The sequence below is a fragment of the Paramicrobacterium fandaimingii genome, assembly GCF_011751745.2.
Classification (GTDB): Bacteria; Actinomycetota; Actinomycetes; order Actinomycetales; family Microbacteriaceae; genus Paramicrobacterium; species Paramicrobacterium fandaimingii.
In genome coordinates this window covers 2,532,865-2,544,704 of the sequence record NZ_CP061170.1, presented here as the reverse complement: position 1 = coordinate 2,544,704, position 11,840 = coordinate 2,532,865, and the positions used below count along the sequence as shown (strand labels likewise).

Sequence of the window (11,840 nt, the reverse complement as noted above, 5' to 3'; positions counted from 1 at the left end):
ACGGTGTTGGGCGCCTGGGCGGGGAAGGACGGTCCAGGTCTTTCCCTGCCCAGGCGCCCGGCTGATTACCGCTTAGCGGAGCAGCTGGAGTACGCCCTGGTTTGCCTGGTTGGCCTGGGCGAGCATTGCTGTGCCTGCCTGCGACAGGATGTTCGCTGCGGTGTACTTGACCATCTCTGACGCCATGTCGGTGTCGCGGATGCGGCTCTCAGCAGCGGCAAGGTTCTCCGAGGAGACGTTGAGGCTGTTGATCGTCGACTCGAAGCGGTTCTGCGACGCACCGAGCTCGGCACGAGCAGACGAGACCGACGTGATGGCCGTGTCAATGGTGTCGATCGTGGCAGCGGCGAGAGTCGCGTCCGCAAAGCCATCGGTGGTGACAATGCTGCCTTGCAGGGTGGTCGCGAGCGTCTTGATGTCCGCGGCGCCCAGATCAACCGTGATTTGGTTCGCGGTGGATCCGTCTGCTCCAACCTGGAAGCTCAGCACGCCGTCACCTGCGGCCCCGGCCGAACCGTCGAGCAGCTGGATGCCGTTGAAGTTTGTGGAGTCGGAGATGCGGATGAGCTCATCGACGAGACCGGTAACTTCGGTGGTGATCGCTTCGCGTGATTCGGTGTTGTTCGAGTCGTTGCCGGCCTGAACAGCGAGGTCGCGGACGCGCTGAAGAATTGAGTGGACCTCGGTCAGTGCACCTTCCGCGGTCTGGATGACCGAGATGCCGTCCTGCGCGTTGCGGGCTGCAACGTTCAGGCCGTTGACCTGCGAGCGCAGGCCCTCGGAGATCGCGAGGCCGGCAGCATCGTCTGCTGCCCGGTTGATGCGCAGACCGCTCGAGAGCTTCTCCAGCGAATTCGACAGATCGTTCTGCGTGTTCGACAGGTTGCGGTACGCGTTGAGTGCCGCAACGTTTGTGTTGATTTGCATACCCATTGTTGGTTCCTCCGTGAGTGGGTCATGGTGCAGAGCCCATCCATGGGCTCTTATCCTCACCTATCGGCATCGAGCAGAGAACCGTTAGGCGGACGTTGTCGCGTGGGGAAAAGCAACGAGCGCTCGACGGCGGTCTGCCGTCGAGCGCTCATCACCGGTGTTAGCGGAGCAGCTGGAGTACGCCCTGGTTTGCCTGGTTGGCCTGGGCGAGCATTGCTGTGCCTGCCTGCGACAGGATGTTCGCTGCGGTGTACTTGACCATCTCTGACGCCATGTCGGTGTCGCGGATGCGGCTCTCAGCAGCGGCAAGGTTCTCCGAGGAGACGTTGAGGCTGTTGATCGTCGACTCGAAGCGGTTCTGCGACGCACCGAGCTCGGCACGCGCAGACGACACCTTCGTGATGGCCGTGTCGATCGCGGTGATCGCGAGTGCCGCATTCGCTGCCGAGTCGAACAGGTAGTTCGTCGCGTCAGGTGTGTGCGTCGTCGGAGCACCAGCGGCGTAGGTCAAGGCTGTGATTGACGAAAGAGCGTCCTGCATGTCGGCAAGCGACACAGTGATCTGAGACGCGGCGCCACCGTCGGCACCAACCTGGAATGTGAGGTCGCCGCCCTTCAGTAGATCGATCCCGTTGAAGTTCGTTGCATCGGCGATGCGTACGAGCTCGTCGGTCAGCTGTGTCACTTCCGTCTGAATCGCTGCGCGTGATTCGGTGTTGTTCGAGTCGTTGCCGGCCTGAACAGCGAGGTCGCGGACGCGCTGAAGAATTGAGTGGACCTCGGTCAGTGCACCTTCCGCGGTCTGGATGACCGAGATGCCGTCCTGCGCGTTGCGGGCTGCAACGTTCAGGCCGTTGACCTGCGAGCGCAGGCCCTCGGAGATCGCGAGGCCGGCAGCATCGTCTGCTGCCCGGTTGATGCGCAGACCGCTCGAGAGCTTCTCCAGCGAATTCGACAGATCGTTCTGCGTGTTCGACAGGTTGCGGTACGCGTTGAGTGCCGCAACGTTTGTGTTGATTTGCATACCCATTGTTGGTTCCTCCGTGAGTGGGTCATGGTGCAGAGCCCATCCATGGGCTCTGTTGTCAGCTATCGGCAGGGGGAATGAGGATGTTAGGCGTGCCGTGCCCTCCCGACGGGGGACTTGCGCCCTGCGCACAAAACGTGAATATTTGTCACGTACGATGAAAAGCTGACAGACGGCGCGGAACGGCTCACGGCCGTAGAGAGGGTGTTGCGATGAGATCAGACCGCCAGAGCGTGCTGACGAAACACCGTCGAGATACGTACGTTGCTGTGTTCGGCCATGCGAGCGAAGTACGCGGCGCGCGACGCCGTGGAAACCCGCGAGGTGGAAGCGACTTCAGCCCCCGGCTTCTCAACGAAGTAGGCGTTGAGCGCGTCGTGAAGCAGCCGCACGGCCTCCGAGCGCTGCTGCGACACCGCCGAGTGAGAGATGCCCAGCTCTGCGGCAATGTCTTTGACCGGCCGGTCATCGAAGTACACATCACGGATGATGCGAGCCATGCGTTCGGGAAGCGCCTTGATGGCGATCTCCAGCACTTCGAGTCGTTCGCCGAGCAGCACGCTCTCTTCGGGGAGCGGAATCTCCGAGGCGATCGACTGCGCGGTGGGGTCTTCGAGTGTTGTCACGGTTCGGGCAGCATCCGCCAGCGTTTCGCTGATTGTTTCGCGATCGGTGCCCATCGCCGTGGCCATCTCGGTGATGGTCGGGGTGCGGCCGAGCCCTGCGGTCAAGGTCTCCTGCACGACGAGGGTCTCTTTAATGCGTTTGCGGATGCCGCGGGATGCCCAGTCCATGGAACGCATCTCATCAGCGAACGCCCCGAGAATTCTGCGGCGAGCAAAGGCCCCGAAGGGAACGCCGAGTGACGAGTCAAACGCATCGGCAGCCGTCACGAGGGCGACAGAGCCGACAGAAGCGAGGTCTTCGCGCGACAGGTGCGTCGCGCGCGCCCACACATCGGCAACAAGGTACCCGACTAGTGGGAGGTTCTCTTCAATGAGACGATTGCGTTCTGCTCGCTTCATCTTCTTCCCTGACACTCTCAGTTTGTGCCGCACGGCATTTTTGGGTGCGCCCAGGGGAGGCGCGAGTCGAAATGCGGGAACATGACGACCGGCTCAGCGTGCGAGTGACGCGCTCTCGACCGGTTTCCACATCGGGTTGTGGGCTCCGGCCAGGCGGTCGAAGAACGGTGCAGAATTTCGCATCGAAACCATCAAGAGAACCTCATTCGTTCACCGATGTAATAGTTACAGTCGTGCGCGAAAGTATCCACTCACACGGTGCCCCCAAAACGGGGTCTAACAGAGGCTTATAAGCCTGTCCGTTCAGAATGTCGATGGGGAGAACTCCCCATTTCAGCTCGTAACGCGTTCACCGCACCGGCCGATAGAGCATGGTGATGACGATTGAGCTGATGGAGAAAAGAGGTGAGTTCGTGGCTGCCAATGAACTATCAATGTTGCTGTGGAGAGAGCGCGAGCTCCTCGAGATGCTGCTTTTCAAGCTGGAAGAAGAGCAGCTGTTGCTGACAGCGGGCAAGTCTCGCTGGATTCAGTTTGCCACGCGTGAGGTCGAGCAGGTGCTCGAACGGCTTCGCACAGCGGGGCTCGGGCGTGCCGTCGAGGTTGCGGCGGTTGCTGACGAGTGGGGTGCTCCAGAGAACGCGACGCTCAGAGAAATCATCGGTCACGCGCCGTCGGGGCCATGGGGGGACATCTTCGGTGATCACCTTCGGGCGATGACCGAGCTGACAGAAGAGATCGCTCAGCTGCGCAACGCAAACGAGCAGTACCTGCGTGCGGCAATGCGAGCGACGCAAGAGACGATCGCCGGGTTGGACGTCGAAACGGGCGTGTACACGTCACACGGTGATTCGTCGCGCGATGACTCGGCACGCATCATCGACACCGAGCTTTAGGGAAGAGAATGTCTACGTTCAGCGGCATCAACACCGCATACTCGGCGTTGGCGGCGGCGAGGCTCGGAATCGAACTCACGGGTCAGAACATCGCCAACCAGACGTCAGCGGGATACACGAGGCAGCGCTTGACGACTTCGGCGATCGACGCCGTCGCGCAGGCCGGGCGCTTCAGCCTCGGCGCGGTGCCGGGCCAGGGAGTGCAGGTTGACGGCATCGCGCGTCTCGGCAACGCGATGCTCGACGCCCGGGTGCGCGACACGCTGGCGGCCTCGGGGTTCTGGTCGACGCGCGCAACCGTCGCACTGACCGCAGAGGCGGCGATGGCCGAGCCGTCAGAGATGGGGCTCTCGAACACGCTCTCCGGGTTTTGGTCGGGCTGGCAAGATCTCGCCAACGCGCCCGATTCGGATGCCGCAGCGGCAGTCGTGCTCAACGATGCGTCGGTGCTCACCTCTCAGATCTCCGCCGGCTACAGCGCCGTCAGCTCGCAGTGGAACAACGTGCGGGCCGACGTTGACCGCATCGTGACGCAGGTGAACGTCGCCGGCGATCAGATTGCGACGTTGAACGGCGAGATTCGCAATGCTCTCAATTCCGGCCGGTCGGCAAACGAGCTCATCGACCAGCGCAATCTGCTTGCTCAGAACGTGGCCCGCATGGCCGGAGGCCAGTCGACGCTCGAGGCAGACGGAACGCTGACGGTGCGCATCGACGGAAACGCCCTCGTCGACGGCGTCAACTCCCGACACCTCGTGACGGGCGGACCGACGGGCGTCGCCGCAGGTGAGCGCGTCACGGTCGCGTGGGAAACCCGGCCCGGAACCGCGATCGGTCTGTCGGGAGGTGAACTCGGCGGCATGCTGTCGGTTCTCGCCCCGGCCAGCGAGGGCGGCACTCTCGCTCAGCTTGCCGATGCCTACAACGAGGTAGCAACGGAGCTCGCGGCCAGTGTCAATGCGGTGCATCGCACGGGCGAGACCGTCGACGGTGTCGCGGGAGGCGACTTCTTCGCCATTGACGCAAACGGTCCCGCGGCGCTGAACCTCAGCGTCGTTCCCCAGACGCGTGCAGAACTGGCGCTCGCGGCTCCCGGCGCTGGAGCGTTTGACGGCAGCATCGCCGACGCGATCTCGCAGATCGGGCAGCAGGCGGCATCGCCCGACGCGGTGTGGACCGAGGTGGTCACGACCTTCGGCGTCGCGACAGCGGGCAGCGCGCAGCGCGCAAACCTTGCCGAGACGGCATCCGTCACTGCTGTCGGCGCGCAGCAGTCTGTCGCGTCTGTCGACGGCGACGAAGAGACAATCAACCTGCTCACCTACCAGACGGCGTATCAGGCGGCAGCCCGCGTGCTGACGGCCGTCGATGAGGCGCTTGACGTGCTCATCAACCGCACCGGCCTCGTCGGACGATAATCCAAGGAGTCACATGTTCTCGCGCGTAACCTCGTCGACGATGGTGCAGTCGTCGCTGCGCAACCTGCAGGGCAACTTGTCGGAGCTCTCGCGGCTTCAGGCGCAGGCAACCTCTCAGAAGGCATTCTCTGTGCCGTCAGAGAGCCCCTCGGCAGCGGCGACGACCCTGGGTCTGCACGCCGAGCAGCGCCGCAACGAGCAGTACGCCCGCAACCTCGACGACGGCCTCGCGTGGGTGACAACCGTCGATTCTGCGATCTCGGCAAGCACGTCGCTCATGAACCGGGTGCGCGTTCTCACGGTGCAGGGTGCCAACGACGGTGCGCTCGATGCCACGGCGAAAGAGGCGATCGCTGTCGAGCTCGAGGGAATTCGCGACGAGCTTCTCGCCCAGGCGAACACGAGCCTTCTCGGTCGGAGTGTGTTTGCCGGAACGTCGAATTCGGGCAGCGCCTTCGTCGTCGACCCGGCCGACCCCGAACGGTATGCGTTCACCGGTGTTGCCGGCTCCGAAGTGACGCGGCGGGTGTCAGACAACACGACAGTACGAGTGGATGCTGATGGCAGCGCGGTGTTCGGAGAAGGGGACGAATCGGCGTTCGCCCTCATCGACAACATCGTGGGAGACCTCCGATCTGGGGTCAACATCAGTTCGCGGCTCGATGAGATCGATGATCGCATCACCGCTATGCTCGGTACCCAGGGTGCCGTTGGTGCCCGGCAGTCGCAGATCGAACGAGCGAAGGAGCTGACCGTGGACGCATCCGTGTCGTTGGAGTCGCGTCGCGCCTCGATTGAGGACGTCGACTCGGTCGAAGTGATCATCGATCTCAAGGCGCAGGAGCTCGTGTACCAATCTGCGCTCGCCGTCACGAGTCGTGTGCTGCAGCCGACGCTCATGGACTTTCTGCGATGAGCGCGGCACTGAGCTTTGTCGCCCCGCCACCCGGCTTCTTTCCTCACACAGATTTCGAGCTTGCCCCGGTCGACGGTTCCGAGGGTCTCTTCGCGTTGCGCGCGATTGCCGACGAGGCCGTGCGTGTGTTTCTTCTCGATCCGAACACCGTGCTCGACGACTATGCTCCGATCATCAGCGATGAGCAGGTCGAGCTCATTCAGCTGAAGACAGCAGACGATGCCTGGGTGCTCGTAGTCGCCAATCCGTCTGAGGAGGGCGTCAGCGTCAACCTGAAAGCGCCTGTCGTTGTGAATACGGCGACGGGGCGTTCGGCGCAGATGATCCTCGAAGACCAGGATTTCCCGCTTCGCGCACCGCTGGTGTAGCTGGTTTTTTTCAACACAGCGATTCTCGCGGCTATACCGCAATCATGCTGATCATCGTGTCGACCAGCTCGAAGTCTCGTGGGTTGCGCGTCATCAGAGCTGCACCCATCCGCATCGATCGCGATTCGAACGCAGTGACTAACCTCCGTCAGAACGTTGCCTGGAGTGGCCTGGAGGCAGGAAACGGTCCCCGAGATCCACCCCGGGGATTGATTCACAGCAATGTCCGGAGTCGCCATATTGTCAGCGGCGACCACTACGATTGAGTCGTGGTTACCGCCCTGTATCGCCGCTATCGGCCCGAGACGTTCTCAGAGATGATCGGTCAGTCTCAGGTGACCGATCCGCTGCGCACGGCACTGCGCACCGACCGTGTCAATCACGCGTATCTGTTCAGTGGTCCGCGAGGCTGCGGCAAGACAACATCCGCCCGCATCCTCGCCCGCTGCCTCAACTGCGCAGAGGGCCCAACAGACACCCCGTGCGGCACCTGCCCCAGCTGCGTTGAGCTCAGCCGTGACGGCGGAGGGTCGCTCGATGTTGTCGAGATCGACGCCGCAAGCCACAACGGTGTCGATGATGCCCGCGACCTCCGTGAGCGCGCAGTCTTCGCCCCCGCGCGCGACAGGTTCAAGATCTTCATTCTGGACGAGGCCCACATGGTGACGCCGCAGGGCTTCAACGCTCTGCTCAAGATCGTTGAAGAGCCGCCGCCCCACATTAAGTTCATCTTCGCGACAACCGAGCCAGACAAGGTGATCGGTACCATCCGCTCGCGTACCCATCACTACCCGTTCCGGCTGGTGCCACCGGCGCAGATGCTCGAGTACACGCAGAGACTGTGCGACGAAGAGGGCGTGCAGGTCGAACCTGGCGTGCTTCCGCTCGTCGTGCGTGCCGGCGGCGGTTCGCCACGCGACACGCTCTCGCTTCTCGACCAGCTCATGGCTGGCTCCGACGGAACGACTGTCGGCTACGAGCGCGCCGTCGCGCTGCTCGGCTACACGCACTCGGCGCTCCTCGACGAGGTTGTCGGCGCAATCGGCCGAGCCGACGCGAAAGGCGCCTTCGAGTCTGTCGACCGCGTTGTGCAGACCGGTCAAGACCCCAGGCGCTTCGTCGACGATCTGCTCGAGCGGCTTCGCGATCTCATCATCGTGGATGCTGCCCAGGGCAACGCAGGCACCGTGCTGCGTGGACTCCCTGAAGACGAGCTCGAGCGCATGATCACGCAGTCCGCGCTGTTCGGCCAGGCCGAGCTGTCACGCACAGCCGACATCGCAAACACGGCGCTCACCGAGATGACGGGTGCCACGTCACCGAAGCTTCATCTTGAGCTGATGATCGCCCGCATGCTCGTTCCCTCCGTCGACGAGACCGAGCGGGGCGCTCTCGCCCGCGTTGAACGCCTCGAGCGTCGCGCGGGAATGCCCTCGGAGTCCGACGCTCACGCTCCCGCAGCGGCGCCTGCTGCCCGCCAGCAGCCAGCGCCCGCCGCCGCAGCTTCCCAGTCCCGGCCCACCCAGTCCCAGCCCACTCAGCCCGAGCCCACGCGCCCGGTGGCAGCCGAAACGCCCCCTGCCGCGCAGAAGGCGACAGAGCCCGCACCCGTGGCGCGACCGAAGCCGACCGGCCCCGTCACTCTTCAGCTGCTGCGCGATTCGTGGCCTGAGGTGCTTGAGCAGGTGGCGAAGACCAAGCGGTCAACGTGGATGCTCATCATGAACGCCGATGTCCGCGATCTCAAGGAAGACATTCTCACTCTCGTCTTCCCGAGCCCGAAAGACCTCGAATCGTTCAAGAAGCTCGCCGCGGGAGACGGTCCGAGCGAGCATCTTCGCGCGGCGATCGTCGACGTTCTCGGTCTGCGCGTGAAGTACATCGCCAAGGTCGACGGCGCTCCCGAGCCCGGCGCGCGCGCCGCCTCGTCAGCCTCTTCTGCCCAGGCCGCGCCGCGCGAGCCGCGAGCCTCCAGCACGAGCGACAGCCCACCCGCTGAGCCCGAGGAGCCTGCCCCGTCGGCGCCTGCTGCTAGCGCCGTCGGGCAGAGTGAGTGGGCGCCCGCAGACGACGAGCCGCCGTTCGACCCCTACGAAGACGCTGCACCGCCAGACGAGCCGGCGTCGGCTCCGGCGCAGCAGGCATCCGTCGCGCCGCGGCCGACTGGCGAGCCACAGCCGCAGCAGTCGGTGCCCGCGAGTGAGCCTGCCGCAGAATCGAACGCACCGGTCACCGGGTGGAATGTTGTGCAAATTCCCTCCGATGACGACGCAGACGAGGCTCCGAGCCGGGTGAGCGAGCAGAGGGCAGCGACAGCCCCGGCACCCGTCGCCGAGCCGAGACCGACGGCGAGTCCACAGGCGGCTCAGCCGAAGCCCGAGCAGGCAGAGGCTCCGCGGCAGGCTGCCGCCGAGCAGCCCGCCGCGCAGCAACAGCCTCAGCAGCAGCGCAGCGGCAGATACGGCGAAGCCGTTGTGCGCGAGGTGCTGCGCGCGCGATTCATTGAAGAGCAAGACAACTCACCGCAGCAGAGGTTCAACTAGCCCATGTATGAAGGCATCGTTCAAGAGCTGATCGACGAGTTCGGTCGACTCCCGGGCATCGGACCCAAGTCAGCCCAGCGCATCGCGTTTCACATCGTTCAGACCGAATCGTTCGACGTCTCGCGCCTCGCCGAACTGCTCGTCGACGTGCGCGACAAGGTTTTCTTCTGCGAGATCTGCGGAAACGTGGCCGAGCAGGAGCAGTGCTCCATCTGCCGCGACCCGCGACGCGACCACTCGTTCATCTGCGTCGTCGAAGAGGCGAAAGACGTCGTCGCCATAGAGCGCACGCGTGAGTTCCGCGGGCTCTACCACGTGCTGGGCGGGGCGATCAGCCCCATTGACGGCATCGGGCCAGACGATCTGCGCATCCGCGAGCTCATGCAGCGTCTTGCCGACAGCACGGTGACCGAGGTCATTGTTGCCACCGACCCGAACCTCGAGGGGGAGGCGACGGCGACCTATCTCAGCCGGCTGCTCCAGACCCTCGAAATTCGCGTCACCAGGCTCGCCTCGGGTCTCCCCGTCGGCGGCGATCTTGAGTACGCAGATGAGGTCACACTCGGTCGAGCCTTTGAAGGCCGTACAGCGCTCGGCTGAGCGCCGCGGCGGCTCTCTCATCGCGCCTGCGTGTCACTCCAGCTGGCTGAACGCTTCTGCCTTGCGCACATTCCCGGCGATCAGAATGATGTCGTCTTTCTCGATCACGGTGTCGCTCGAGGTGTAGCTCCAGTCTTTACCGGGGCGCTTGAAGGCGGCGATCGTGATGCCGTAGGTTGAGCGCACGTTGGCCTCCGAGAGCGGAACCCCGACGACGGCGCTGTTCGGCGGGCTCTTCACGAGGGCGAAATGGTCGCCGATCTCGAGAAAGTCCTGCATCACGCCGCGCACAAGGTGCGCAACGCGGCGACCCATGTCGCGTTCCGGGTACACCACATGTTTGACGCCGAGCTGCTCAAGGATGGTGCCGTGTGCGTCTGACACCGCCTTCGCCCAGATGTTCTCGACGCCGAATCTCAAGAGCAGCGATGCGGTGAGGATGCTTGCCTGAATGTCGGTGCCGATGGCGACGACAACGCGCTCGAATTGATGAACGTTGATCTGCCGCATCGCCTCCTCGTTCGTCGTATCGGCGCGCACCACGTGGGTCAGCATGCCGTCAAGATCTTGCACGGTCGAGCCGTCAATATCGACGCCAAGCACCTCGACGTGGCTCTCCATGAGCTCCAGTCCAAGCGACTGCCCGAATCGGCCGAGCCCCAGCACGGCGACGGATCCGGCTTCGGGAATCTGATGCGGGCGGCGGCGTTTCTTGATGCTAACCAATGATCGGCCTTTCTTTCGGGAGTTCGTAGCGAATATGTCGTTGACGCAGTGCCAGCGCCGCGGCGACGGTCATCGGACCGAGGCGGCCCAGGTACATCAAGACAACGAGAGTGAGTTGCGCGGCATCCGGAAGCTGTTGCGTGATACCCGTTGAAAGCCCAACTGTGCCGAAGGCAGAGACGGCCTCGAAGACAACCGGGCCGAGCCCAAGATTCGTGATCAAAAGAATGAATGCGGATGCGGCGAAGAGTGCCGTCGCAGCGAGCACGGCAACGGTCGTTGCCTGATGATTCACGGACCGGGCGAGCCCCTTGCCGAAGATGTTCACTGCGTGTTCTCCGCGAATCTCGGTGAAGACGATGAAGAGCAGCACGGCGAAGGTCGTCACCTTGATGCCGCCGGCGGTTCCGGCCGGTCCTGCTCCGATGAACATGAGGGCATCTATGCCGAGCAGCGTTGCGGGATGCATGTCGCCGATCTCGACGCTGTTGAGGCCGCCGCTGCGAGTCTGAACCGATTGAAAGAAGCCCGCGAGAATCTTTGACGGGCCGCTCAGCCGACCGAGGGTGTCGGGGTTGTTCCACTCAACTGCCGTGATGTAGACGGTTCCGGCGGCAAGCAGAAACAGCGTTGCTGCGATCACGATGCGGGTGTTCATCGTCCAAAGTCGCGGGGTGCGAAAGTGGCGGCCGAGCTGCATGATCACCGGGAAAGCCGAGTCCGCCGATGATGATTGCTGCGCACATGGGCAGGCAGATAAACGGATCGCTGACGAAGCTCTCGATGTTGTTGCTGAAGAGCGCGAATCCGGCGTTGTTGAACGACGAGATCGCGTGAAATGTGCCGAGCCAGAGCGATCGACCGAGCGGCTCACCATAGCCGATCGCGAATCGTGTGGTCAGGAGTATCGCTGTGATGATTTCGACGACGAGAGAGATACCCACGACACCGAGAATGAGCGTGCGCACATCGCTGAGCGTGGTCGTCTTCACCTCTGCCGCGACAGTCAGCTCGATGCGCAGTGACAACTTGCGCAGCACGATGAGCGACAGCACTGTAGCGAACGTCATCACGCCGAAGCCACCGATCTGAATCAGCAGCATGATCACAACCTGGCCAAAGGGTGACCAGTACGTCGCCGTGTCGACAACGGTGAGGCCTGTGACACAGGTGGCAGACACTGCCGTGAACAGCGCATCGTTGAAGGCCGCGGCACCCTCGCCCGCTTTTGACACCGGGAGCATCAGCAGGGCTGTGCCTATGGCGATGACCACGGCGAACGCGATCAGCAGGAGCGCACCGGGCCGACGCTGTGTCAGCTTCGGCAGGTGCCCACGTCGAGGATGCATGTCGCAAACATAACCCGACGGTCACACTCCCGAAAGAGA

General features: G+C 63.4%; 12 protein-coding genes. 6 read left to right on the top strand and 6 right to left on the bottom strand.

Features of this window, described 5'->3' with window-relative positions; translation table 11 throughout:
- Window positions 1-72: 72 nt before the first annotated feature.
- The 3 genes from HCR84_RS12255 to HCR84_RS12245 form a co-directional block, all read right to left on the bottom strand.
- The gene (locus HCR84_RS12255) at window positions 73-933 is read right to left on the bottom strand and encodes a flagellin N-terminal helical domain-containing protein (RefSeq protein ID WP_166980622.1); all 861 of its coding nucleotides are present in this window, start codon (window positions 931-933) and stop codon (window positions 73-75) included.
- Between the two features lie 160 nt (window positions 934-1,093).
- Entirely contained in the window at window positions 1,094-1,963 is an 870-nt protein-coding gene (locus HCR84_RS12250; RefSeq protein ID WP_166980624.1) for a flagellin N-terminal helical domain-containing protein, read from the bottom strand.
- A 215-nt stretch (window positions 1,964-2,178) separates the two neighbouring features.
- Complete coding sequence (locus HCR84_RS12245) at window positions 2,179-2,985, bottom strand: sigma-70 family RNA polymerase sigma factor (RefSeq protein ID WP_166980626.1); 807 nt, start codon at window positions 2,983-2,985, stop codon at window positions 2,179-2,181.
- Window positions 2,986-3,398: 413 nt separating this feature from the next.
- Here HCR84_RS12245 and HCR84_RS12240 point away from each other — a divergent pair, with 413 nt between their 5' ends.
- From HCR84_RS12240 to recR, 6 genes are all read left to right on the top strand, one after another.
- Window positions 3,399-3,881, top strand: coding sequence for a flagellar protein FlgN (locus HCR84_RS12240; protein ID WP_166981959.1), 483 nt, complete (start codon window positions 3,399-3,401; stop codon window positions 3,879-3,881).
- A gap of 8 nt (window positions 3,882-3,889) precedes the next feature.
- Entirely contained in the window at window positions 3,890-5,299 is a 1,410-nt protein-coding gene (flgK, locus tag HCR84_RS12235) for a flagellar hook-associated protein FlgK (RefSeq protein WP_166980628.1), read from the top strand.
- 13 nt (window positions 5,300-5,312) lie between these two features.
- Window positions 5,313-6,215, top strand: coding sequence for a flagellar hook-associated protein FlgL (gene flgL, locus HCR84_RS12230; protein WP_166980630.1), 903 nt, complete (start codon window positions 5,313-5,315; stop codon window positions 6,213-6,215).
- On the top strand, window positions 6,212-6,583 hold the full coding sequence (locus HCR84_RS12225; RefSeq protein ID WP_166980632.1) for a flagellar assembly protein FliW: 372 nt from the start codon (window positions 6,212-6,214) through the stop codon (window positions 6,581-6,583). Before flgL ends, HCR84_RS12225 begins: the two co-directional genes overlap by 4 nt.
- A 269-nt stretch (window positions 6,584-6,852) precedes the next feature.
- Window positions 6,853-9,126, top strand: a complete 2,274-nt coding sequence (locus HCR84_RS12220) for a DNA polymerase III subunit gamma and tau (protein ID WP_166980634.1) — start codon at window positions 6,853-6,855, stop codon at window positions 9,124-9,126.
- Between the two features lie 3 nt (window positions 9,127-9,129).
- Window positions 9,130-9,726: a recombination mediator RecR gene (gene recR / locus HCR84_RS12215; RefSeq protein WP_166980636.1), complete on the top strand. Its 597-nt coding sequence runs from the start codon at window positions 9,130-9,132 to the stop codon at window positions 9,724-9,726.
- A gap of 33 nt (window positions 9,727-9,759) precedes the next feature.
- Here the strand turns inward: recR and HCR84_RS12210 are convergent, their stop codons facing one another.
- From HCR84_RS12210 to HCR84_RS17750, 3 genes are read right to left on the bottom strand one after another with little or no spacing between them, the layout of a single operon-like run.
- The gene (locus tag HCR84_RS12210) at window positions 9,760-10,452 is read right to left on the bottom strand and encodes a potassium channel family protein (protein WP_235940672.1); all 693 of its coding nucleotides are present in this window, start codon (window positions 10,450-10,452) and stop codon (window positions 9,760-9,762) included.
- Window positions 10,445-11,110: a potassium transporter TrkG gene (locus HCR84_RS17755; RefSeq protein WP_276511778.1), complete on the bottom strand. Its 666-nt coding sequence runs from the start codon at window positions 11,108-11,110 to the stop codon at window positions 10,445-10,447. The genes HCR84_RS12210 and HCR84_RS17755 overlap by 8 nt, the downstream gene beginning before the upstream one ends.
- Window positions 11,037-11,801: a potassium transporter TrkG gene (locus HCR84_RS17750; RefSeq protein ID WP_276511777.1), complete on the bottom strand. Its 765-nt coding sequence runs from the start codon at window positions 11,799-11,801 to the stop codon at window positions 11,037-11,039. Before HCR84_RS17750 ends, HCR84_RS17755 begins: the two co-directional genes overlap by 74 nt.
- Between the last annotated feature and the right edge of the window lie 39 nt (window positions 11,802-11,840).